This window comes from Acidovorax sp. SRB_14 (genome assembly GCF_012932145.1).
Taxonomy (GTDB): domain Bacteria; phylum Pseudomonadota; class Gammaproteobacteria; order Burkholderiales; family Burkholderiaceae_C; genus Simplicispira.
This window is the reverse complement of sequence record NZ_MWOK01000036.1, coordinates 1-22,665: the sequence shown is the minus strand read 5'-3', so window position 1 is coordinate 22,665 and position 22,665 is coordinate 1. Positions and strand designations below refer to the sequence as shown.

24 protein-coding genes are annotated in these 22,665 nt (G+C 68.4%); 13 read left to right on the top strand and 11 right to left on the bottom strand.

Going from position 1 to position 22,665, the window contains the following annotated elements:
* Window positions 1-183: 183 nt before the first annotated feature.
* The 3 genes from B2J86_RS17320 to B2J86_RS17310 form a co-directional block, all read right to left on the bottom strand.
* Window positions 184-501: a YkgJ family cysteine cluster protein gene (locus B2J86_RS17320; protein WP_169170418.1), complete on the bottom strand. Its 318-nt coding sequence runs from the start codon at window positions 499-501 to the stop codon at window positions 184-186.
* 105 nt (window positions 502-606) lie between these two features.
* Window positions 607-1,527, bottom strand: a complete 921-nt coding sequence (gene argF / locus B2J86_RS17315; RefSeq protein WP_169170417.1) for an ornithine carbamoyltransferase — start codon at window positions 1,525-1,527, stop codon at window positions 607-609.
* A gap of 38 nt (window positions 1,528-1,565) precedes the next feature.
* A complete protein-coding gene (locus tag B2J86_RS17310) occupies window positions 1,566-2,762 on the bottom strand; it encodes an aspartate aminotransferase family protein (protein ID WP_169170416.1) in 1,197 nt (398 codons plus the stop codon).
* Window positions 2,763-3,000: 238 nt separating this feature from the next.
* Here B2J86_RS17310 and B2J86_RS17305 point away from each other — a divergent pair, with 238 nt between their 5' ends.
* On the top strand, window positions 3,001-3,336 hold the full coding sequence (locus B2J86_RS17305; RefSeq protein WP_173026224.1) for a DUF3579 domain-containing protein: 336 nt from the start codon (window positions 3,001-3,003) through the stop codon (window positions 3,334-3,336).
* Window positions 3,337-3,590: 254 nt separating this feature from the next.
* On the opposite strand, the gene rpsT is transcribed toward B2J86_RS17305, so the two are convergent.
* The gene (rpsT, locus tag B2J86_RS17300; protein WP_169634547.1) at window positions 3,591-3,890 is read right to left on the bottom strand and encodes a 30S ribosomal protein S20; all 300 of its coding nucleotides are present in this window, start codon (window positions 3,888-3,890) and stop codon (window positions 3,591-3,593) included.
* A gap of 167 nt (window positions 3,891-4,057) precedes the next feature.
* Here rpsT and murJ point away from each other — a divergent pair, with 167 nt between their 5' ends.
* The 4 genes from murJ to B2J86_RS17280 all read left to right on the top strand — a co-directional run bounded on the left by murJ (window position 4,058) and on the right by B2J86_RS17280 (window position 8,005).
* The gene (murJ, locus tag B2J86_RS17295) at window positions 4,058-5,623 is read left to right on the top strand and encodes a murein biosynthesis integral membrane protein MurJ (RefSeq protein ID WP_173026223.1); all 1,566 of its coding nucleotides are present in this window, start codon (window positions 4,058-4,060) and stop codon (window positions 5,621-5,623) included.
* Window positions 5,624-5,680: 57 nt separating this feature from the next.
* Window positions 5,681-6,529, top strand: coding sequence for a SirB1 family protein (locus tag B2J86_RS17290; protein WP_173026222.1), 849 nt, complete (start codon window positions 5,681-5,683; stop codon window positions 6,527-6,529).
* Window positions 6,530-6,665: 136 nt separating this feature from the next.
* Entirely contained in the window at window positions 6,666-7,055 is a 390-nt protein-coding gene (locus B2J86_RS17285; protein ID WP_169170412.1) for a PA2779 family protein, read from the top strand.
* A 122-nt stretch (window positions 7,056-7,177) separates the two neighbouring features.
* Window positions 7,178-8,005 (top strand): PA2778 family cysteine peptidase, encoded by an 828-nt coding sequence (locus B2J86_RS17280; protein ID WP_216842426.1) that lies wholly within the window; start codon window positions 7,178-7,180, stop codon window positions 8,003-8,005.
* A gap of 127 nt (window positions 8,006-8,132) precedes the next feature.
* Here the strand turns inward: B2J86_RS17280 and B2J86_RS17275 are convergent, their stop codons facing one another.
* Together B2J86_RS17275 and purM are read right to left on the bottom strand one after the other, a co-directional pair.
* Window positions 8,133-9,185 (bottom strand): AI-2E family transporter, encoded by a 1,053-nt coding sequence (locus B2J86_RS17275; protein ID WP_173026220.1) that lies wholly within the window; start codon window positions 9,183-9,185, stop codon window positions 8,133-8,135.
* Between the two features lie 14 nt (window positions 9,186-9,199).
* Window positions 9,200-10,252 (bottom strand): phosphoribosylformylglycinamidine cyclo-ligase, encoded by a 1,053-nt coding sequence (purM, locus tag B2J86_RS17270; protein WP_169170409.1) that lies wholly within the window; start codon window positions 10,250-10,252, stop codon window positions 9,200-9,202.
* 181 nt (window positions 10,253-10,433) lie between these two features.
* On the opposite strand from purM, the gene hda reads away from it, so the two are divergent.
* From hda to folK, 4 genes are all read left to right on the top strand, one after another.
* Window positions 10,434-11,123, top strand: coding sequence for a DnaA regulatory inactivator Hda (gene hda, locus B2J86_RS17265; protein WP_169170408.1), 690 nt, complete (start codon window positions 10,434-10,436; stop codon window positions 11,121-11,123).
* Between the two features lie 41 nt (window positions 11,124-11,164).
* A complete protein-coding gene (locus B2J86_RS17260; RefSeq protein ID WP_173026219.1) occupies window positions 11,165-11,854 on the top strand; it encodes an HAD family phosphatase in 690 nt (229 codons plus the stop codon).
* Window positions 11,855-11,917: 63 nt separating this feature from the next.
* Window positions 11,918-13,525: a polynucleotide adenylyltransferase PcnB gene (pcnB, locus tag B2J86_RS17255; RefSeq protein ID WP_169170406.1), complete on the top strand. Its 1,608-nt coding sequence runs from the start codon at window positions 11,918-11,920 to the stop codon at window positions 13,523-13,525.
* Between the two features lie 35 nt (window positions 13,526-13,560).
* Window positions 13,561-14,043, top strand: coding sequence for a 2-amino-4-hydroxy-6-hydroxymethyldihydropteridine diphosphokinase (gene folK / locus B2J86_RS17250; protein ID WP_169634509.1), 483 nt, complete (start codon window positions 13,561-13,563; stop codon window positions 14,041-14,043).
* Window positions 14,044-14,155: 112 nt separating this feature from the next.
* Here folK and B2J86_RS17245 read toward each other — a convergent pair whose 3' ends face one another.
* Window positions 14,156-15,127 (bottom strand): tripartite tricarboxylate transporter substrate binding protein, encoded by a 972-nt coding sequence (locus B2J86_RS17245; protein WP_169170404.1) that lies wholly within the window; start codon window positions 15,125-15,127, stop codon window positions 14,156-14,158.
* A 92-nt stretch (window positions 15,128-15,219) separates the two neighbouring features.
* Window positions 15,220-16,278 carry a CDP-6-deoxy-delta-3,4-glucoseen reductase gene (locus B2J86_RS17240; RefSeq protein WP_173026218.1) on the bottom strand — a complete coding sequence of 353 codons (1,059 nt, stop codon included), beginning with the start codon at window positions 16,276-16,278 and terminating at the stop codon, window positions 15,220-15,222.
* A 47-nt stretch (window positions 16,279-16,325) separates the two neighbouring features.
* On the opposite strand from B2J86_RS17240, the gene B2J86_RS17235 reads away from it, so the two are divergent.
* Window positions 16,326-17,279, top strand: a complete 954-nt coding sequence (locus B2J86_RS17235) for an NAD-dependent epimerase/dehydratase family protein (RefSeq protein ID WP_169634507.1) — start codon at window positions 16,326-16,328, stop codon at window positions 17,277-17,279.
* A 62-nt stretch (window positions 17,280-17,341) separates the two neighbouring features.
* Here B2J86_RS17235 and B2J86_RS17230 read toward each other — a convergent pair whose 3' ends face one another.
* Window positions 17,342-17,980, bottom strand: coding sequence for a DUF4124 domain-containing protein (locus B2J86_RS17230; RefSeq protein ID WP_173026217.1), 639 nt, complete (start codon window positions 17,978-17,980; stop codon window positions 17,342-17,344).
* Between the two features lie 12 nt (window positions 17,981-17,992).
* The gene (locus B2J86_RS17225) at window positions 17,993-18,529 is read right to left on the bottom strand and encodes a hypothetical protein (protein ID WP_169170707.1); all 537 of its coding nucleotides are present in this window, start codon (window positions 18,527-18,529) and stop codon (window positions 17,993-17,995) included.
* A 306-nt stretch (window positions 18,530-18,835) separates the two neighbouring features.
* Here B2J86_RS17225 and B2J86_RS17220 point away from each other — a divergent pair, with 306 nt between their 5' ends.
* The 3 genes from B2J86_RS17220 (at window position 18,836) to B2J86_RS17210 (ending at window position 21,940) form a co-directional block, all read left to right on the top strand.
* Window positions 18,836-20,563, top strand: a complete 1,728-nt coding sequence (locus tag B2J86_RS17220; protein WP_169634505.1) for an AMP-binding protein — start codon at window positions 18,836-18,838, stop codon at window positions 20,561-20,563.
* A 160-nt stretch (window positions 20,564-20,723) separates the two neighbouring features.
* Window positions 20,724-21,365, top strand: a complete 642-nt coding sequence (locus tag B2J86_RS17215; RefSeq protein WP_173026216.1) for an NAD(P)-dependent oxidoreductase — start codon at window positions 20,724-20,726, stop codon at window positions 21,363-21,365.
* 98 nt (window positions 21,366-21,463) lie between these two features.
* Window positions 21,464-21,940 (top strand): hypothetical protein, encoded by a 477-nt coding sequence (locus B2J86_RS17210; RefSeq protein ID WP_169170710.1) that lies wholly within the window; start codon window positions 21,464-21,466, stop codon window positions 21,938-21,940.
* A 45-nt stretch (window positions 21,941-21,985) separates the two neighbouring features.
* Here the strand turns inward: B2J86_RS17210 and B2J86_RS17205 are convergent.
* A partial coding sequence (locus B2J86_RS17205; RefSeq protein WP_173026215.1) for an MFS transporter occupies window positions 21,986-22,665 on the bottom strand: 680 nt, incomplete at its 5' end.

Genomic DNA, 22,665 nt, shown 5'->3' with positions numbered 1-22,665 from the left:
AGCGCGCAGCGCTGGGGTCGCAGACTTCGGGTCGCCTTCTCTTTGGTGACTTTCTCTTGGCGACCAAGAGAAAGTTACTGCGCTGCCGGGCGAACATCCCGGCCAGCAGCCTCGGCAAAAAGCGCCCCCTTGGAACATCAAAAACCACAAAAACGATAGCTACACAAGCGCTAGAGCCAGATTTCATCGCAAAGACGGATACGGCAGCAGCCCATGCCGCATGCGCGCCCGCTCGCAGGCCTCGCTGCCGGCCGCGAACTCGCGGCAGGGCGAAGGGCGCCATTCGTAGATGCCGCAGGCCGCTTTTTCACCGATCTTGCCGGTCAGCGCCGCGCAGCGCGGCGTGCGGTGGTCGGTGCCGCGCATGCGGCACAGCTGGTCGGTGATGGGGTCCGCCAGCCCCGCCGGCACGCGGCCGCCGCAGCCTTCGAGTTCTGGCATGGCGAAGTCCACGCGAAAGCTGGCGCAACAGGCGCCGCAGGTCAGGCAAGGGTGGGTCATGGGAAGGCAGGGCGGTGCGGGGCGTGCGCCATGGAACAGAGGGCAAAAAAGCGGCCGAAGCCGCTATGTGTTGAAAGGGCGCTTTGCTGTGAGCGCACCGGCGTTTCAGGCCACGCGGCCGAGCAGCAGGTACTCCATGAGGGCCTTTTGCACGTGCATGCGGTTTTCCGCCTCGTCCCAGACCACCGATTGCGGGCCGTCGATGACCTCGGCCTCGACCTCCTCGCCGCGGTGCGCGGGCAGGCAGTGCATGAACAGGGCGTCGGGCTGGGCCACGGACATCATCTCGGCGTCCACGCACCAGTCGGCAAAGGCCTTCTTGCGCTCCTCGTTTTCGGCCTCGTAGCCCATGCTGGTCCACACATCGGTGGTGACCAGGTCGGCGCCGCGGCAGGCGTCCAGCGGATTGCTGAAAAATTGATAGCTGCCGGCGCTGGCCCCGCCTGCGCCTACGGCCAATTTCTCATCCACTTCGTAGCCGCTCGGCGTGCTCACATGCACCTTGAAGCCGAGCAGCTGCGCGGCCTGCAGCCACGTGTTGGCCATGTTGTTGCCGTCGCCGACCCAGGCCACGGTCTTGCCCGCGATGCTGCCGCGGTGCTCGATGAAGGTGAAGATGTCGGCCAGGATCTGGCAGGGGTGGAACTCGTTGGTCAGGCCGTTGATGACCGGCACGCGCGAGTCGGCGGCAAAGCGCTCGATCTTGGTCTGCTCGTAGGTGCGGATCATCACCAGGTCGACCATGCGGCTGATGACCTTGGCGCTGTCGTCGATGGGTTCGGCGCGGCCGAGCTGGCTGTCGCCCGTGGTCAGGTGGACCACGCTGCCGCCGAGCTGGTACATGCCGGCCTCGAAGCTGATGCGCGTGCGCGTGCTGGCCTTTTCAAAGATCATGGCCAGCGTGCGGTCGGCTAGCGGGTGGTGCTTTTCGTAGGCCTTAAACTTCTTCTTGATGAGGGCGGCGCGCTCGAACAGGTAGGCGTATTCGTCGGCGCTGAGGTCACTGAATTGAAGGTAATGTTTCATGGCAGTCTCGTTGCAGGGGGGCGCGGTGCCCGGGGCGCTCACTCGGCCAGCAGGTCTTTGACCAGCGGGGCCAGCAGGGCGACGATCTCGTCGGCTTCGGCAGTGGTCAGGATCAGCGGCGGCACGATGCGGATCACGGTGTCGGCGGTCACGCTGATCAAGAGGCCCGCCTCGGCTGCGCGGCCTACCAAGGCGCCGCAGGGCTTGGCCAGCTCGACGCCGATCATCAGGCCCTGGCCGCGGATTTCCTTGACCCCGGGCAGGCTGCCGAGCGCTTGCTGCAGCGCGGCCTGGAGGTGCGCGCCCACGGTGGCGGCGTTCTGCAGCAGGCCGTCTTCTTCCATGATGCGGATCGTTTCCACGCCGGCCCGCATCGCCAGCGGGTTTCCGCCGAAGGTGCTGCCGTGGTTGCCCGGCTGCAGCACGTCCGCGGCCTGGGGGCCCGCCACCACGGCGCCGATCGGCACGCCCGAGCCCAGGCCCTTGGCCAGCGGCATCACGTCGGGCACGATGCCGGCCCACTGGTGGGCGAACCACTTGCCGGTGCGGCCCATGCCGCACTGCACCTCGTCGATCATCATGAGCCAGCCGCGCTCGTCGCACAGCGCGCGCAGCTGCTGCAGGTAGTCGATGCGCATGGGGTTCACGCCGCCCTCGCCCTGGATGGTCTCGAAGAACACTGCGACCACGTTGGGGTTGCCCTCGGTGGCTTTCCGGATGGCCTCGATGTCGTTGACCGGCACGCGGATGAAGCCGTCGACCAGCGGGCCAAAGCCGGTGTGGATCTTGGGGTTGCCGGTGGCCGACATGGTGGCGATCGAGCGGCCATGGAAGGCCTTTTCGTAGACGACGATCTCGGGTTTTTCGATGCCCTTGTCCACGCCGTACTTGCGCGCAATCTTCAGCGCCGCCTCGTTGGCTTCCAGGCCCGAGTTGCAGAAGAACACGTTGGCCATGCCCGACAGCTCCACCAGCTTGGCGGCCAATTGCTCCTGGCCGGGGATGTGGTAGTAGTTCGAGGTGTGGATCAGCTTGGCGACCTGGTCCTGCAGCGCGGGCACCAGGCGGGCGTGGTTGTGGCCCAGGGTGTTGACCGCAATGCCGCCGAGCGCGTCCAGGTACTGCTTGCCGTTGACGTCCCAGACGCGGCTGCCCTGGCCGTGCGACAGCGCAATCGGCACGCGGCCATAGGTGTTCATCACGTGGGGCGAGGCGGCCTCAATCAAAGCGGTCATGCAGCAATCTCCAGACGGTGCGGGTGGCGGGCCGGCTCGGTGCGGCCCGGAAAAACGGAGTGCTGATTCTAGGGTGTGCTCCCGCATCGACTGCTGAACATTGCGCATCACTGCAATGCCCCTGCGCGCGCGGCATGGGTCGAAAGGGTCAGCTCTTATATAAGAGTTAGAATCACGTGTTGCGGCGCAACAGGCAGCGATCCTGCAGCAGCCCGTCACTTTCACCTTTCTCACTGCGATGGCTTCACCTTCCACCCAAGAAGTTTTCATCCAGGGCATCACCCTCGGAGGCAAAACCTTCCGCCCGAGCGACTGGGCCGAGCGGCTGGCGGGAGTGATGAGCAGCTTTCGCCCCGGCGGCGCCCAGCCGGGCAGCCACCTGTGTTATTCCCCCTGGTGCGTTCCCACGGTCATCAACGGCACCAAATGCGTGGTCGTCAACCACGCGCTGCGCGACTACGAGCCCATGGCGTGGGACTTCGTCATGAACTTCGCGCGCGACAACGAGCTGCAGGTAGTGGAGGCGTGTCTGCTGCCGGATGTGGTGCAGGAGGCGGCTTCAGACCAGGCTTGAGCGTCAGGCCTAGCGCCCGAGGTGCTTCGGCCGGAGGCCGGACAGCCTCTGAAGTGTCGAGGACAGAGCCGAACCGGCTGCGCCGTCTCGGGTATGTCCCCGAGGTATTCGGGTGCCAGCAAAGGCGCGCTCTGCGCGCTTGGGCTGCGCCCAACAAAAAAGCCGTCTTGCGACGGCTTTTTTGCTTTGCTGGCAGCGCACCCGTTACAAACGGCGAGCGGTGCGACCCGCTCGGGCTGTTTGCCTGAAGAGGGTCAGGCGGCCAGGGCCAAGGCTTTCACCTTGGCGGACAGGCGGCTCTTGTCGCGAGCGGCCTTGTTCTTGTGGAAGATGCCCTTGTCCGCAATGGTGTCCACCACGGCTTGCATCTTGGCGAACAGTTCGGTCGCCTTGGTCTTGTCGCCGGTCAGAACGGCTTTTTCAACGTTCTTGACGGCGGTGCGGTATTTGGAGCGCAGCGAGGTGTTCGCGGCGTTGAGCTTCGTGTCCTGGCGGACGCGTTTGCGGCCCGAAGCCAGGCGCGGGTTCTTTTTCTTGGGTTTAGCAGATGCCATGATGTAGGTTCCTTGTGTCTGAGGATGATGCCAGCAAAGCCGGCGATTATAGCGCAGGCCGTCTTTCGGCCTTGCCGCCCCCGCGGCGGCGCGCGGGAAGGTAAAAAGGCGCAACAACGCCCGGCAGGCCGCCTGCACCCCAGAGGCCAGCGCATACACTCGGCGCGGTGTCACTGCTCAAAGCCGCCTCCGTTGTTTCCGTTCTGACCCTGGCATCGCGTGTCACGGGCCTGGCGCGCGACCTGATCATGGCGTCGATGTTCGGCGCCAACGCGCTGACCGACGCGTTCAACGTCGCCTTCCGCATCCCCAACCTGTTTCGCCGCCTGTTCGCCGAAGGGGCCTTCAGCCAGGCCTTTGTGCCGGTGCTGGCCGCCGCCAAGGCCCAGCACGGCGAGGACGCCACGCGCCAGCTCATCAGCCACGTGGCCACGGTGCTGGCGTGGGCGCTGCTGGTGACCTGCGTGGCCGGCGTGCTGGGCGCGCCGCTGCTGGTCTGGCTGCTGGCCAGCGGCCTGCGCCAGAGCGCCGAGAGCTTTGACGCGGCCGTGGTCATGACGCGCTGGATGTTCCCGTACATCGGCTTCATGTCGATGGTGGCGCTGGCCGCCGGCGTGCTCAATACCTGGAAGCGCTTTGCCGTGCCGGCCGCCACGCCCGTGCTGCTGAACCTGTGCATGATCGCCGCCGCCTGGCTGGGCGCACCGCTGCTGGCCGCGCGCGGCATCGAGCCCATCTATGCGATGGCCGGCGGCGTGATGGCGGGCGGTATGCTGCAGCTGGCGGTGCAGGTGCCGGCGCTGCTGCGCCTGGGCCTGCTGCCGCGCATCGGCCTGAACCTTGCTGCGTTGCGCGCGGCCTGGGCCGACGCCGACGTGCGGCGCATCCTGCGCCTGATGGCGCCAGCCTTGCTGGGCGTGGGCGTCGCGCAGATCTCGCTGATGATCAACACGCAGATTGCGTCGTACCTGGCGCCGGGCAGCGTGACCTGGCTGTTCTATGCCGACCGGCTGATGGAGTTCCCCACCGCGCTGCTCGGCGTGGCGCTGGGCGTGGTGCTCACGCCGCAGCTGTCGGCGGCCAACGCCGCCGGCGACGCGCGCAGGTATTCCGCCATGCTCGACTGGGGCCTGCGCATCGTCGTGCTGCTGTCCGTGCCCTGCGCCGTGGGCTTGCTGGCCTTTGCGCAGCCGCTGGTGGCCACCCTGTTCCACTATGGCGCGCTCAAGGACAGCGACGTGGGGCAGATCGCGGTGGCCCTGGCCGGCTATGGCGCCGGCCTGGTGGGCCTGGTGGCGATCAAGGTGCTGGCGCCGGGCTACTACGCCCGCCAGGACATCCGCACGCCGGTGCGCATTGCGGTGGTGGTGCTGGTCGTGACCCAGCTGCTGAACCTGGCCCTGGTGCCGCGGCTGGCGCACGCCGGCCTGGCCCTGTCCATCGGATTGGGAGCGCTGGTCAATGCCGGATGGCTGCTGTGGGGGCTGCTGCAGCGCGGCAGCTACCAGCCACAGCCGGGCTGGGTGCTGTTCTCTCTGCAGGTGGTGGCCGCCAGCGCCTTGCTGGCGGTGTTCCTGCTGTGGGGCGCGCAGCACTTCGACTGGATCGCGCTGCGCGCGCACCGCGCGCAGCGCGTGGGGCTGCTGGCGCTGATGCTGTGCGCCGCCGCGGGGGTGTATTTCGCGGTGTTGCGGGTGGCGGGCCTGCAGCTGCCCGACACGCTGCGGCGCTGATCGGGGTTTTTCGGGGAGCGGCTTGACGCGCAGCGGCCTGCCCTTTACAACGCTTTCATGTTGCCGAGCTTTGCCGTTCCCACCCCGCTGGAGTACTTTGCCGCGCTGGTGCAAAGCGACGAGCAGTTCCCGCTGTTCGAAGCGGCCGCCAGCATCGCCCAGGACGAATACCCGGCACTCGACGTGCAGCAGCTGCTGGGCGACCTCGACCAGTTGCAGGCGCGTCTGCAGCGCCGCCTGGCCGCCGATGCGCCGGCGCTGCAGCGTCTGCGCACGCTGAACCAGTTCTTCTTCGGCGACCTGGGCTTCGGCGGCAACGTGAACAACTATTACGACCCCGAAAACAGCTACCTCAACGCCGTGCTGCGCACCCGGCGGGGCATCCCGATCTCCCTGGGCGTGCTGTGGATGGAGTTGGCCCAGGGCATGGGATTGCATGTGCGCGGCGTGGCGTTTCCGGGGCATTTCATGGTCAAGGCACTGCTGCCCAAAGGGCAGGTGCTGATCGATCCGTTCACCGGCCAGTCGCTTTCGCGCGAAGAGCTGTCCGAGCGGCTGGAGCCCTACCAGCGCAGCGCTGGCATGAGCGGCGACGAGGTGCCCATGGGCCTGTACCTGCAGGCGGCGACGCCGCGCGACATCATTGCGCGCATGCTGCGCAACCTCAAGGAGGTGCACCGCTCCCAGCAGGACTGGCAGCGCCTAGTGGCCGTACAGGACCGTCTGGTGGTGCTCTTGCCCGAAGCCTGGGGCGAGTGGCGCGACCGGGGCCTGGCCCATGCCGAGCAGGGCCACTCGGCGCAGGCGGTCAAGGATCTGGAGACCTACCTGGCCCATGCGGAGGCAGAAATGGACAGCGGCGGCATTGCCGAGCGCGTGGCCGAGCTGCGGCGCATGGCGGGCTGAAAATGTGACCGTCTGAGGCTTCGTGTGTGGGTTTGTAAGGCGCGTTGACGGTGTGATATCCCATCGGTAAATTGCCCGCAGTGCGTTGCACCATCAGGGTGCAGTGCTTCAAAAAACATACTCAATGGGGGTCTAGATGCGTGCATTCAAACGTGTGGTGGTTTCTTGCCTGGTGGCCGGATTGAGCTTGTCGGGCCTGCCGCTCACGGCGCAGGCTGCCATCGTGGGCACCGACCAGGTGCTGGCGGCCTCCGCATCGGGCTCCGACCGCGATCGGGTCAGCACCTTCCTGGCCCGTGACGATGTGCGCACCGCCCTGCAGGGCCAGGGCGTGAGTGCCGACGCCGCCATGGCGCGCGTGCAGGCCATGTCCGACGCGGAGGTGGCGCAGTTGGCCTCGCGCGTGGACCAGGCGCCAGCGGGCGGTGATGTCCTCGGGGTGGTGTTCACGGTCTTCATCGTCCTGCTGATCACGGACATCCTCGGGCTGACCAAGGTGTTCCCGTTCACCCGCTCGGTGCGCTGATGCCGCTTCGCCGCGCTGGCTGGAGGACCCCCGCTGCGGCGGGGGTTTTGCTTTGGGCGCTGCTGCTGTCGGGGTGCGCCTCGCCACAACTCAGCGCTCTGGACCAGCACTGGCCACCGGCCTTGCCGCCTGCCGTGCTGCTCAAGGGCGTGCCATTTTTTGCGCAGGAGGACCACCTGTGCGGCCCGGCCTCGCTGGCCATGGTGGCGCAGGCTGCGGGCGTGCGGGTGACACCTGGCGAGCTGACCGAGCAGGTCTATGTGCCGGGACGCCAGGGCGCGCTGCAGCAGGAAATGCTCGCGGCCACGCGCCGGCAGGGTCTGGTGGCGTATCCGCTGGCGCCGCGCCTGCAGGACCTGCTGCAGGAAGTGGCGGCCGGGCAGCCGGTGCTGATCCTGCAGAACCTGTCGCTGCCGATCGCACCCCGGTGGCATTACGCGGTGGTGATCGGCTACGACCGCGAGCGCAACGAGGTCGTGCTGCATTCCGGCATGACCGAGCGCATGGTGATGGCGCTGTCCACGTTCGAGCACACCTGGGCGCGTTCCGGGTACTGGGCGATGCGTGCGGTGAAGCCCGATCGTCTGCCGGTGACGGTCGAGGCCGAGACCTGGGCGACGGCCGCGGCGGCGCTCGAGCGCGTCCATCCGCGTGCCGCGCAGACGGCCTATGCCACGGCGCTGGCCCGGTGGCCGGACCAGCGGGCCAGCCTGCTCGGGGCGGGCAATGCGGCGTATGCGCTGCACGAGCGGGCGCGCGCTGCGGAGGCCTATGCACTGGCCACGCGGGTGCACCCCGACTTTGCCGACGCGTGGAACAATCTGGCGCAAGTGCGGCTGGAGATGGGCCAGCGGCGTGCGGCCCGCGCTGCGATTGAGCGCGCCGTGGCGCTGGGCGGGCCCCGCCTGGCCCAGTACCAGGAACTGCAGCAAAAAATCAAGGCACGGTGAAGAGCGTTGTGTGCGCTGCCGAGTGCACGCCGGCCCGATTCCATGCTTTTGCAGGAAATCGGCTTGTAACGCTTATGCAGTGAGGGTTACAAGCTATGATTTTTGAATCACATCGGCGAAAGGGCCGCTACACCAGCCGCGCGGCGAACAGCTCTTTTTTCAGGTACGCATAGAACAGTGGCGCCGCCACCAGCCCGGCCGGGCCAAAGACCGCCTCGGCCACGAACATCACCGCGAGCAGCTCCCACACGCCCATGTGGGTGCGCTGGCCCACCACTTTGGCGTTGATCACGTATTCGGCCTTGTGGATCAGGATCAGGAAACCCAGGCAGGCGACCGCGGCTGCGGGCGACACGGAGAGGCCGACCAGGGTGATGACCGCGTTGCACACCAGGTTGCCGACGATGGGCACCAATCCCGCCACAAACGTGAGCGTGATCAAGGCCGGCGAGTAGGGCAGGTGCAGGTCCCACAGCGGCAGCACACCCAGCAGGAACACGGCGGTGAGCACGGTGTTGAAAGCGGCGATCCAGAATTGCGCGGCCACGATCTGGCGGAAGGCGTCGCCAAAGCGGGTGATGCGCAGGTGCAGCTGCTGCGCCAGCGGCCGGTGAGCAGACGCCACGGGGCGCACCGCGGCCAGCGCGCCGATCAGCAGGCCCACGTAGGCGTGGAGCAGACCGCCGAGCCAGGCCCGGCCTGCCACCGCCAGCGTGCCGGCCTTGGCCGCGAGGTAGCTGGCGAGGGTTTTCTGGATCTCGGCCGCGCCCTCGGGCAGCAGGGCCGCGATGTCGGACGGCAGCTTCAGGCGCAGCTCAAGCACTGTGCGCGCCAGGTAATCGAGCAGCTCGCGGTACTGCTGCGGCGCCTCGGTGATGTAGCCGCGCGAATGCGACAGGCCGAGCATCAACAAGGCCAGCGGTGCCAGCATGACCAGCGCTGCCGCGCAGATCTGGGCCCAGCGCAGCAGCAGGGGCGTCAGCGGCTTGCGGCGTCCCAGCCGCGCGAACTGCCAGGCCAGCCACCGCGTGACGAGAAAGCCCAGGCAGGCGAACAACAGGCCTGGCAGCAGCCCATGCCCCAGCAGCAGCCACAGCGCGCCGGCCATCAACGCATAACTGGCCACCCGCACGCCCAGCGGCGCGGACGGGGCCGACACGGGCGCCGCAGGCATCCCCATCGCGCGCTGCGGTGTCAGGCGACCACGACGGCGGCGCCGTCACCGCGCGGCGCAATGGCGCCGATGGTGTGCACTTGCTCACCGGCTGCGCGCAGCATCGCCGCGGTGGCCTCTGCGTGGGCGGCATCGACCACCACCACCATGCCAATGCCGTTGTTGAAGGTGCGGTTCATCTCGATGTCGTCAATGCCAGCGGTTTTCTGCAGCCAGGCAAACAGTTCGGTCTGGGGCCAGCTGCCCTTGGCCAGGTGCGCCGCCATGCCTTCGGGCAGCACGCGCGGGATGTTCTCCAGCAGACCGCCGCCCGTGATGTGGGCCAGCGCCTTGATGGGGTGCGCGGCCAACGCGGCCAGCACGTTCTTCACGTAGAGGCGCGTGGGCTCCATGATGGCCTGCTTGAAGGGTTTGCCGTCGAGCGTGGCGGGTACCGCCTGGGCGGCCTCGGCGCGTTCGATGCACTTGCGCACGAGCGAAAAGCCGTTGGAGTGCACGCCGCTGCTGGCCAGGCCCAGCACCACGTCGCCCACCTGCACGTTCTGGCCCGCGAGGATCTTGGATTTTTCGACCGCACCGACGGCAAAGCCGGCCAGGTCGTATTCGCCAGCGGGGTACATGCCGGGCATTTCCGCCGTTTCCCCGCCGATCAGCGCGCAGCCGCTCAATTCGCAGCCAGTGGCGATGCCGCCGACGACGGCCGCTGCCGTGTCCACATCGAGCTTGCCGCAGGCGAAGTAGTCGAGGAAGAACAGCGGCTCGGCACCCTGCACCAGCACGTCGTTGACGCTCATGGCGACCAGATCGATGCCCACGGTGTCGTGCATGTTCCATTCGAACGCCAGCTTGAGCTTGGTGCCCACGCCGTCGGTGCCGGACACCAGCACGGGTTCCTTGTAGCGCTTGGGCACCTCGAACAGCGCGCCGAAGCCGCCGATGCCGGCCATCACGCCCTCGCGCATGGTCTTTTTGGCCAGCGGCTTGATGCGTTCAACCAAGGCGTCGCCCGCGTCGATGTCAACGCCGGCGTCTTTGTACGAAAGGGGGGTAGGGGTGTGGGCAGAGGAGCTCATGGCAGGGGTGGCGCGGACCAGCGCGCCAGCAGACTAAAATTTGCGCAGATTCTACGGGTTGCGCGCGCTGCGCCCCCCGGTGCCGCCCCATCCCCACACCGCCCAGCCGACCAGCCCACCGCCCCATGCCACGTTTTGCCACACCCCGCTGCACCTGCGCACGCGCAGGCGGGTCGCCGCCATGAAGCAGCTTGCCCTGGACATCGGCCTTGCGCCCGTTCCCACGCTGGAGCGCTTTTTTGCCGGGCCCAACACCGCCGCGCTGCAGCACCTGCAGCACGCCGTGGGCAGCGCCGCCGACCACGCGCCGGTGCCGACCTACCTCTGGGGCGAGTCGGGCAGCGGCAAGTCGCACCTGCTCAAGGCCGTGCGCGAGGCGCTGCGAGATCACGGGGCGAGCGTGGGCTGGCGCGATGCCACGAGCAAGTACGCCCCGGCCTTCGACGAAAAATGGACCGCCGTCATCCTCGACGACGTGCACCTCTACAGCACCTCGCAGCAGAACGTGGCGTTCAACTGGTTCATCAACGCGATGAGCCCGGCCAATGGCGTGCAGCGCTGGGTGCTGGCCGCCGGCAGCCTGCCGCCGGCCGACCTGCCGCTGCGCGAGGACCTGCGCAGCCGCCTGGGCTGGGGCCATGTGTTCCAGCTGCAGAGGCTTGGCGAGAGCGAGCTGCGCGCTGTGCTGCGCCAGCAGGCCGACGCCCGTGGCGTCTTCCTCGGCGACGAGGTGATGGACTACATGCTGCGGCGCTTCTCGCGCGACCTGGGCAGCCTCATGCAGCTGCTCGAACAGCTCGACAGCTACGCGCTGCGCACCCGGCGCGCCATCACCATTCCACTGCTCAAGGACATGCTCGATTCCGAGTGATGCCCTGTGTGCGCTTTTTTGACCGCTTTTTTCCGTACCGCATGAACCCTGACACCCCGGCATCCCGCCCCCGGCTGGCGCTGTTCGACCTCGACCACACGCTGCTGCCCATCGACTCCGACTACGAGTGGGGCGAGTTCACCACGCGCATCGGCTGGAACGACCCGGCCGAATTCAGCCGCCGCAACGCCGAGTTCTTTGCCCATTACCAGGCCGGCACGCTCGACGTGCACGACTATGTGCGCTTTGCCATCGACGCCGCGCGCCTGCGCGGCCCCGAAGCGGCGGCCCAGGCACATGCCCGGTTCATGCGCGAGGTGGTGGAACCGGCCATCCGCCCGCAGGCGCTGGCCCTGCTGCGCCAGCACCAGCAGGCGGGCGACATTGTGGTCATCGTCACCGCCACCAACGAGTTCGTTACCGCGCCGATCGCCCAGGCGCTGGGCGTGCCCGAACTGCTGGCGGTGCAGCTCGAGCGGGGCGCCGACGGCTGGTTCACCGGCGCGATTTCCGGCGTCCCGTCCATGCGTGCCGGCAAGGTCACGCGCATGGAGCAGTGGCTGGCGGCGCGCCAGCTGGGCTGGGGCGATGTGCACAGCACGTTCTACAGCGATTCGCTCAACGACCTGCCGCTGCTGGAGAAGGTCGACGAGCCCGTGGCCACCAACCCCGATGAGCGCCTGCGCGCGCTGGCCGCGCAGCGCGGCTGGCGCATACTGGACCTGTTTTAGTCCGAGGAGGGCGCTGCCGGCAGCAGGGCTGGCGCGGCGGCCTCCATCCAATCACAAGAATTCATGATCAAGACGTTCATCGACAAACTGCTGGGCAAAGCCAAACCGGGCGCCCGCAAAGCACGCATGCCACAGTTCGGCAAGCGCGAGGAAGTGCCCGCTTCGGTGCACGGCATCGACCCCGAGCGCGTGGACCGCCGCGCCGTGGACGTGGTGCGCACGCTGCAGCAGGCGGGCTTCGAGGCCTACATCGTCGGCGGCGCGGTGCGCGACCTGCTGCTGGGCCTGCGCCCCAAGGATTTCGACGTCGCCACCAATGCCACGCCCGAGCAGGTCAAAGGCCTGTTCCGCCGCGCCTTCATCATCGGCCGGCGCTTTCGCATCGTGCACGTGGTGCACGGGCGCGGCCGCGAGAATGAGGTGATCGAGGTCTCGACGTTCCGCGCCTACATGGACAACGCCGCCGCCGAGCAGGTCAGCGGCAACGAAAAGACCAGCCGCAATGCGCTGGCCGGCATGACGCACGCGGTGGATGCCAGCGGCCGCGTGCTGCGCGACAACGTCTGGGGCCCGCAGGACGAAGACGCCACGCGGCGCGACTTCACCCTGAACGCCATGTACTACGACCCCGAGACGCAGATCGTGGTCGACTACCATAAGGGCATCCAGGACGCCAAGAAGAAGACGCTGCGCATGATCGGCGACCCGGCCACGCGCTACCGCGAAGACCCGGTGCGCATCATCCGCGCTGTGCGCTTTGTCGCCAAGCTCAGCAAGCTCGGTTTCACGCTCGACGCCAAGACGGCGGCGCCGCTGGTCGAGTCGCAGCAGCTGCTGGCCGACGTGCCGCAGAGCCGCATGTTCGACGAGATGCTCAAGCTGCTGCAGACCGGCCACGCCATCGCCACCATCGAGCAGCTCAAAAAACTGGGCCTCTCTCGCGGCATCTATCCGCTGCTCGACGTGGTGGTCGAGCGCGCCGACACCGACTTCGTGCGCGCGGCCCTCACCGACACCGACCGCCGCGTGGGCGAAGGCAAGCCGGTGGCGCCAAGCTTCCTGCTCGCCTGCGTGCTGTGGCAGGACGTCAAGAGCGGCTGGGAGCGGCGCCTCAACGAACGCCAGCACCCGCTGCCGGCGCTGCAGGAGGCCATCGACGAGGTGTTCGACAAGCGCATCGGCGATGTGTCCGGGCGCGGCAAGCTCGCCGCCGACATGCGCGAGATCTGGGTCATGCAGCCGCGCTTTGAAAAGCGCGCCGGCCGCGTGCCCGAGAGCATGGTGGCGCAGCTGCGCTTTCGCGCAGGCTTTGATTTCATGCGCCTGCGCGCCGATGTCGGCGAGGTCGATGAGGCCTTGGCCAGCTGGTGGCAGGAGTACAGCACCGCCGACGAAAACCGCCGCTACGACCTCATGGAACAGGCGCGCGAGGAGCAAAAGAGCCGCACCCGCGCCCAGCCCGTGGTGCGGCGCGTGCCACGCGCGGCGCCCGCCGCCGCGCCCGCTGTTGCGCAGACCCAGCTGGCAGAGCAGCCCTTCGGCGGCGAAGGCGCCGACGACGGTGCGCCCAAGAAGCGCCGCCGGCGCCGGCGCAAGCCCGGTGGCGGCGAGGGCGGCGGCCCAGGTGAAGGCCAGCGCAGCAGCGCCGCGCCTGCTGCGGACCACGACTGAGCGGTGGCGCGGTCCTCGCCTCCGCCATCGCACACATGATTCCGGCACACGCCACGCCTGCGTGGATTGGGCTGGGCGCCAACCTCGGCGAGCGCGCCGCTGCGCTGCGTGCGGCCCTGGCGGCCATCGCGGCCTTGCCCGGCACGCGCGTGCTGCGCGTTTCGTCGCTCTACCGCAGCGCACCGGTCGGCGCGGGTGGGCCGGACTACCTCAATGCCGTGGCCGAGATCGCCACCACGCTGGCGCCGCAGGCCTTGCTGGAAGGGTTGCAGGCCATCGAGCAGGCGGCAGGGCGCGAGCGCCCCTACCGCAATGCGCCGCGCACACTCGACCTGGACATTCTCTTGTTTGGCGACGCGCCCATCGAGACCCCCACGCTCACCGTGCCGCACCCGCGCCTGCACGAGCGCGCCTTCGTGCTGCTGCCGCTGGCCGAAATTGCGCCGCAGCACGTGGCGGCGGAAGCGCTGCAGGCGGTGGCGTGGCAGCACATCGAGCGCCTCGATGCTGCCTGGTAGACGCTATTAAAAAAATAGCTTCCAACGCTTGATAGGTAAGCGTTAGAAGCATTTTTTATGCATATTTGGTGTGCCCGGCCAGGATGGGGCCGGACACCGCTGGCGGCGGGGATCAGTCCACCGTTGCGCCCGAGGCCTTCACCAACTTTTGGTACTTGCTGCGCTCGGCCGCCATGAAGGCGTCGAACTGTTCGGGCGTGGTGGCCACCGGCTCGGCCAGCAGGGAGGCAAAGCGGGTCTTGGTTTCGGGCGCATGGAGCGCCGCGACAAAGGCCTTGTTGAGTTTGTCGATCACAGGCTTGGGCGTGCCGGCCGGTGCGACCAGGCCCCACCAGGTGTCGATCGCGAAGCCTGGGAAGGTGCTCGACAGCGGCGGCACGCCGGGCAGCGCGGGGCTGGCCTGCAGCGAGGTCACGGCCAGGGCCTTGAGTTTGCCGGCGCGGATGTTGGGCGCCGCGGTTGCCAGGTTGTCGATGTTGAAGTCCACCTCGCCGGCCAGCAGCGCCAGCTGCGCCGGGTTGCCGCCGCGGTAGGGAATGTGCAGTGCAAATATGCCGGCGCGCTGCTTGAACAGCTCGCCCGCCAGGTGGCCCGCGCTGCCGTTGCCGCCGCTGCCATAGTTGAGCTTGGCGGGGTTGGCCTTGGCATAGGCGATCAGGTCGGCCACCGAATGGATCTTCAGGCGTTCGGCCTTGTCGGCATTGATGACCAGCACGTTGGGCACGCGCACCATTTGCGTGATGCCGGCGAAATCCTTGGCCGCGTCATAGGGCATGCGGCTGTAGAGCCAGGGGTTGACGGCGTGCGTGGCGGTGGCGGCGATGCCGATGGTCATGCCATCGGGTGCGGCCTTGGCGACGGCGTCGGCACCGATGTTGCCCCCTGCGCCGCCCTTGTTGTCAATGATGACCGTGCCGAGCGAGTCGCGCACGCGCTCCGCCAGCGCGCGGGCCGTGACATCGAGCGGTCCGCCGGGGGCGTAAGGCACGATCAGGCGGATGGGCGCGTCTTGCGCCTGGGCCAGGGGAGAGGCCAGGGCGGCGGCCGTGGCGAGGGTGGTAAGGAGGAGGTTTCTGCGGTTCATAGCCCTCCATTGTGCAAAAAAATTGCGCCTGGCGTGGGTTTGGGGACTGGTTTGCAGGATTCTTGCGGCAACGCAGCGGTTGGCGCAGCAGCCTACGGGTGTTTGTCGGCTTCGGACGTGAATGCGTCGGCAAAGAACTCCTCGGGCGGCAGGCCGCGCTGGGCGCTGTAGGCGTCGCGCGCGGACTCGACCACGATGGGCGCGCCGCAGGCATAGACCTGGTGGCCCGAGAGGTCGGCAAAGTCGTCGAGTACGGCCTGGTGCACGAAGCCGGTGCGGCCATGCCAATGGTCGTCGGGCAGCGCGTCGGACACCACGGGCACGTAGGCGAGGTTCGGCATGGCAGCCAGGCGCTCGCGCACCCAGGCGTCCATGTACAGGTCTGCCGGGCGCCGGCCGCCCCAGTACAGCGTGGCGGGGCGCGTTATGCCCTTGAACTGCATGTGTTCGAGCAAGGCCTTGATGGGCGCAAAGCCCGTGCCCGAGGCCAGCAGCACGATGGGCTTGTCGCTGTCCTCGCGCAGGAAGAAACTGCCATAGGGGCCTTCGATGCGCAGGATTTCCTTTTCCTTCAGCGCGCCAAACACATACTCGGTGAACTTTCCGCCGGACATGTGGCGGATGTGCAGCTCCAGGCCGGGGGCCTCGGCCTGGGTGTGGGGCGCATTGGCCATCGAATAGGCGCGGCGCACTCCGCCCTGCAGCAAGAATTCGACGTACTGGCCGGCGTGGTAGCGGAAGGTATCGGCCGCCGGAAGCTGAAGCCGCACCTGCATCACATCGTGCGACTTCTTCTCGAACGCGGCCACGCGCACCGGCATTTTCTTGATCGGGTAGGCGCTTTCATCGGTGACCTGGCGCGACTCCAGCACCACGTCGGATTGCGCAACGCCGCAGCAGGTGAGCACGAAGCCTGCGGCCTCTTCCTCGGCGCTGAGTGCCTTGGCCTGGTGCTCGCCATGCACCACCGTGCCGTCGAGCTTCTTGCACTTGCACGAGCCGCAGGCGCCGTCCTTGCAGCCGTAGGGCAGGCCCACACCCGCGCGGATGGCAGCGGCCAGCATGGCTTCGCCCGCGGTGGCCGCAAAAGTGCGCCCGCTGGGCTGCACAGTGATCTGGAAAGGGGCGCTCGCGGTCGCGGCATCGGTCATGTCTTGGGTATCCTTGCTCGTTCTGATTACTGGCCAAGCCTGCAATTTTGCCTTCAAACCAAAACCCCCTCGGCGCCCTGCCAGCGCGCTTTCGGCGCCAGCGCCTGCTCATCGTGGGCTGTGGCGACATCGGCCTGCGCGTGGCGCGCGACCTGCACGGGCCGGCCGCGGGCCGCCCGCGCGTGCGCGTGCTGGCACTCACCTCCAGCCCCGAGCGGGTGGCGCCGCTGCGCGCGCTGGGCATCACGCCGCTGCCCGGCAACCTGGACGACCGTGCCACGCTGCGCCGGCTCGCCGGCCTGGCGACGCGCGTGCTGCACCTGGCGCCGCCGCCCAGCAGCGGCGCCGACGCCCCCTGGTGGCGCGATCCGCGCACGCTGGCGCTGGTGCGCAGCCTGCGTTTGCGCAGCCTGCCGGCGGCGCTGGTGTATGGCTCGACCAGCGGGGTGTATGGCGATTGCAGCGGCGCCCGGGTGCCAGAGACGCGCTCCGTGGCCCCGAGCACGCCGCGCGCGCAGCGCCGGGTCGATGCCGAGCGCGCCGTGCGCCACCTGGGGCGCGCGGGCGTGCGTGTCAGCCTGCTGCGCATTCCGGGCATCTATGCCCCTGACCGCGCGGGCGGCACGCCCGAGGCGCGCCTGCGCAAGGGCACGCCCGTGCTGGCCGCGCCCGACGATGTGTTCACCAACCACATCCATGCCGACGACCTGGCGCGCGCCTGCGCGGCCGCACTGTGGCGCGGCGCGGCGCAGCGCGTGTACCACGTGTGCGACGACAGCGAGCTGAAGATGGGCGACTACTTCGACCTGGCGGCCGACCTGTACGGCCTGCCGCGCCCGCCGCGCGTGCCGCGCAGCACCGCGCAGGACCAGCTGCCGCTCACGCTGCTGAGCTTCATGGGCGAGTCGCGGCGGCTCGACAACACGCGCATGCGGCGTGAGTTGCGCCTGCGCCTGCGCTATCCCACGGTCGCGCAGGGCTTGCGCGCCCGGCGCGGCTGAGCGGCGCCGGGCGCGCCAGGTTTCTGGTCGGACCTTTCCCGGAGGACATCCATTCACCGCCGTCAGGGGCGGGAGTAGCTGCGTCCCTGCGCGTCAAAGCAGCGGAACACATTGCACTGCGTGAATGTGGGTGCGGGCACGGGCTGCACCGGCACGGGGCGGGCGTAGCGTGGCGGGGGCAGCAACACGATGCCCGGCGGGGCCGCGCGGTACCTTTGCACCTCGGCATAGCCTTCGGGGCCGAGGCAGTCCAGGTCCATTTGCCACTGTGCGGCATCGAGTTGCGCATCTTGCCCGTACGAGCGGACCGCCGCGCTGGCGGCCATGTCCAGGCTGCGCCGGGCGCGCACGCACTCGGGTGAGCGCGCATAGTCGCGCGCGCCAGCGCGTGCCGCACGGTCGGCCTGCGCGCGCCGCTGCTGCGCGTCGCGTTCCGCATCCAGGCGCGCGGCGGCGGCTGCTGCCTGCTGGCGTTGCTGCTGGGCGGCCACTGCCTGGGCCGCCTGCTCGCGCTCCTGGCGGATTTCTCCGGGGGTCTTGCGCGGCTGCACTTCGAGCGCCTGGGTGCCAGGCCCGCAACGGCCATCGGTATAGGTGACCTGGCCGGTGCGCGCATCGGTGCAGCGCAGCACCTGGGCCTGCGCCACCGGGCCCAGCAGGCCGGCGGCGCACACAGCGAGAAAACGCAGAGCGATGCACATGGCCGGCCGATCTTAGTGGCCCTGGCTGCGCTCTATCTCGCTGGCGGAGCGCCAGCGCCGCAGGCCCTCGCGGTCGCCTGGATCGCGCTGGTTGCGGTTGGCGCTCGCGCGGCGCTCGCGTTCCTGCTGCTGGCGCTCCTGCTGCTGTGCCTGTTGGCGGCGGCTATCGTCGCGTTCACGCTGCTGGCGCGCTTGCTCGCCGCGCTGGCGGGCGTCGCGGTCTTGCGCGTCGCGGTGCTGCTGTTGTACGCGGTCGCGCTGGTCGCGTGCATCCCGCTCGCGCCAGTCGCCGCGGTGATCGCCGCCGCGCGGATAGTAGGACGGCGCCACGGCCGGGTAGCTGGGGTACACGGGGTAGGCGGGATAGGTCGTGTAAGCGCCCGGCGCATAGGCGCCCGGGCCATAGAGGACACCGCTGTCATACCCCCGGTTGTAGGTGGGATAGGCTTGCGTCTCGTAGTACCCGTCTCCGGGCACGGCAACGCAGCCCGTGGCCAGTACCGCCACGGTGCATAGGGCAAAGGCGCGGGTGAAGAAAGTGCTCGGCATCGTGGATTTCCCCTGTGGGGCAGCGCACGGGCGCTGCCGTGAAGATGGATTTTGGGGTGCTGCCCTGCTCTTTATGACGCGTTGGCGCGGGCTTTGGTTGACCCCTGGATGCGAATTTGCCAGGCTTTTCAAGGGCTTTACGGATGTTGCCGTATGTAAGGTCCTGCAAACCCCGTGACAGGCCTGGAGGGTGGGCGCCTGGAAAGACCTCTAGGCAACGTAGTGTGCAGCCATGTGCTCCACGGGATGGCCGCAGCGTTGCCACAATGGGCGCTCCACGCACGCGCGATTCAGGAAAGCACCACTATGAATGCCTCCCTCGTCCAAGACTGGAACCTGGCCCCGCTCGACGGCCTTTCGCAGGTCAAGGGCCGCAGCGACGCGGTGCTGTCGCAGGCCACCATCGCTCAATTTCTGGCCGAGGCCGTGCAACGCTTTGCCAACCGCACCGCCGCGGTGTTTCGCGAGCAGGGCCTGCGCTGGACCTGGGCGCAGCTCCAGGCCGAGGTCGATGCGCTGGCCAGCGGCTTTCTGGCGCTGGGCCTGCGCCCGGGCGATCGCGTGGGCATCTGGTCACCCAACCGCGCCGAATGGCTGGTGACGCAGTTCGCCACCGCGCGCGCCGGGCTGGTGCTCGTCAACATCAACCCGGCCTACCGCGGGGCCGAGCTGGAGTACGCGCTCAACGCCGCCGGCTGCCGTGCGCTGGTCACGGCCGAGCAGCTCAAGAGCTCGAACTACCTGGAGATGCTGCAGCGCCTAGCGCCCGAGCTGGCCACCTGCGCGCCTGACGCGCTGCACTCGGCGCGGCTGCCGCAGTTGCAGATGGTGATCCGGCTGGGCAGCACGCCCACGCCGGGCATGCTCAACTATGCCGACGTGCTGGCGCAGGGCCGCGCCCGCGTGGATGTGGCGGCGCTCGACGCCTTGGGCGCGGGCCTGTCGTGCCACGACGCCATCAACATCCAGTTCACCAGCGGCACCACCGGCAACCCCAAGGGCGCGACGCTGACGCACCACAACGTGGTCAACAACGCGCGCTTCATTGCGCAGGCGATGAACTTCACCGAGCAGGACAGCCTGTGCATCCCCGTGCCGCTGTACCACTGCTTTGGCATGGTGCTGGCGGTGCTGGCCTGCGTGTCCGCGGGCGCCACCATGGTGTTTCCGGGCGAATCGTTCGACCCCGTCGCCACGCTGGAGGCGGTGAGCGAAGAGCGCTCCACCGCGCTGCATGGCGTGCCCACCATGTTCATTGCCGAACTCGAGCACCCGCGCTTTGCCGAGTTCGACCTCTCGCACTTGCGCACCGGCATCATGGCCGGCTCGCCGTGCCCCATCGAAACCATGAAACGCGTGATCGCCGAGATGCACCTGTCCGAGATCACCATCGCCTACGGCATGACCGAGACCTCGCCGGTGTCGTTCCAAAGCGCCACCACCGACCCCCTGGAGCGGCGGGTGTCGACCGTGGGCCGCATCCAGCCGATGCTCGAAGCCAAGGTGGTCGATGTCGATGGCAAGGTGGTGCCCGTGGGCGAAAAGGGCGAGCTGCTGGTGCGCGGCTACTCGGTCATGCAGGGCTACTGGGGCGACCAGGCGCGCACGCGCGAAGCGGTGCAGGACGGCTGGATGCACACCGGCGACCTGGCAACGATCGACGCCGAGGGCTACTGCAACATCGTCGGCCGCGCCAAGGACATGCTGATCCGGGGCGGCGAGAACGTCTACCCGCGCGAGATCGAGGAGTTCCTGTTCCGCCACCCCAAGGTGCAGTCGGTGCAGGTGTTCGGCGTGCCCGACGCCAAATACGGCGAAGAGATCTGCGCCTGGATCGTGCCCAAGCCTGGGCAGACCTGCACCGAGGACGAGATCCGCGACTTCTGCCGCGACCAGATCGCCCACTACAAAGTGCCGCGCTATGTGCGCATCGTCACGGACATGCCCATGACCATCACCGGCAAGGTGCAAAAGTTTGTCATGCGCGAGCAGATGATGGCCGAGCTCAAGCTGCAAGCCAGCAAGACGGCGTGAGCTGAATTGCTATTGAAAATATAGCTTCTAGCGCTTTTCAAGTAGGCGTTTGAGCCTGATTTGATGCAAATTTTGCCGCGCCGCTGCCTCCAGGGGCCGCGAGCGCTGGTTTTGGCAAGCACCTATTCTTCGGAGCCCAGCAACCCGCAAGGAATGGACCATGAAAATCGCTCTGATCGGTGCCACCGGCTTCGTCGGTTCGGCTGTGCTCAATGAACTGCTGCAACGTGGCCACGAGGTGACTGCGCTGGCGCGCTACCCCGAAAAACTCGCGCCGCGCGAGCGCTTGAAGGTGGTCGCCGCAGACGCCCAGAACGCCGCCGAGGTGGCGCAGGCGGTGGCCGGGAACGACGCGGTGGTGAGCGCCTACAACCCGGGTTGGAAGGTGGCTGATCTGTATGTGCAGTACCTGCGCGGCACCCAGGCCATCATGGCAGGCGCGCAGCAGGCTGGCGTGCGCCGCCTCTTGGTGGTGGGCGGCGCGGGCAGCCTGTATGTGGTACCGGGCGTTCAACTGGTCGATACGCCCGAATTTCCCGCCGAATGGAAAGAAGGCGCCCGCGGCGCGCGCGATGCGCTCAAGCTGCTGCAGGATGACAAAACGCTGGACTGGACGCTGCTGAGCCCGCCAATCCTGCTGCAACCTGGCGAGCGCACCGGCCACTACCGCCTGGGCCAGGATGCGCCGCTGATGAACGGTGACCAACCGGGCAGCATCAGCGTGGCAGACCTGGCCGTGGCCCTGGTCGACGAAGCGGAAAAGCCCCGGCACCTGCGCCAGCGCTTCACCGTGGCGCACTGATGCTCCGGCCTGCGCCCGCCTCGTGCGGGCTTTTGCGGGCAGGGTATTGGCGCCCGGCCCGCTTGCTCTAAGCTCTAGGGCTTTTTGCCTCCAGAGTCATGACAGAAGACACTTTCGCCCCCATCCAGGAGCCGCGCCTGTGGCAGGACGAACGCTGGAGCGCGCGCGTGCTCAAGAACGAGGACGACGATGGCTGGGCCGTGGCGATGACGCTGCACGGCCACGACGAGCCGGCGCTGGTGGGGCCCTGGACGATGGGACGCGACAAGAAGAACCCCAAGCCGCTCGACGTGAACGCGTTCAATACCCTGGTCAAGACCGCCAACGAAGTGCTGCGCCGCCACGAGCAGCAGCTGCATGCGCAGCTGAACAAGAACGTCACCATCACAATGCAGGGCGAACGCGTGCGGGTGCTGCTGGCAATCGTGCCCGACGAGGAAGGCGCCAGTGCCACTCTGAGCGCGCAGGACCCGCTGGGCGAAGAGCTGGCGCGCGTGCCGGTGTCGCCGGCCTTCAAGCTCACCGTGGACAGCGCATTGCGCTGGGCCGAGAGCGGCTTCGAGCGCCCGCGCTGAGCGCCAGGGCTACGGCCTGAACGGCCCGGTCCGCGCGCCAACTGCTTACGGCTGCGCCGGCGCCCGCATCGCGGCCGCATAGCGCTGTGGCGCAAAGCGCGCGGTCAGCAGCGCCACCAGCGCCACGCAGGCCGGGTGCGCCAGCCAGCCGGCGGCAAAGCCGCCACGGGCACTGTGCAGCGCGGCCAGCGTCCAGGGCGCGAAGGCCGCCAGCAGAAAGCCGCCGCCCTGCATCAGCGCGCTCAGGGCACCGGCCTGGGCCGGGTCGGGCAGGTGGTCGAGCACCACCACCATGCTGAGCGCGAACGAGCCGCCCAGGCCCGCGCCCAGCAGCGTGGCCCAGCTGCGCGGCGCCACGTCTGGCCAGAGCACCAGCGCCGCAAAGCCGCCGGCCTGTAGCGCCAGCGTGAACCACAGCCAGGGCCGGCGGTCGCGCTGGTGCGCGGCCAGCGCAGGCAGCAGCGCCGCACCGGCCTGCGCCAGGGCCAGCAGCGCCACCAGGCTGCCGCTGCTGGCCGCGCTCCAGCCGTGCGACTGGTAGAACGGCGCCAGCCACGCCACCACCGAGGCATAGCCGCCGTTGACCAAGCCAAAGCAGGCCATCAGCAGCCAGGTGCGCGGCCGGCGCAGCATCCAGCGCGTGGGGCCCGGGCCGGAAGCCGCGGCCGGCGGCGTGTGCGGCAACGCGCGCCAGGCCAGCAGCAGCGCTGCCAGCACGGGCAGCG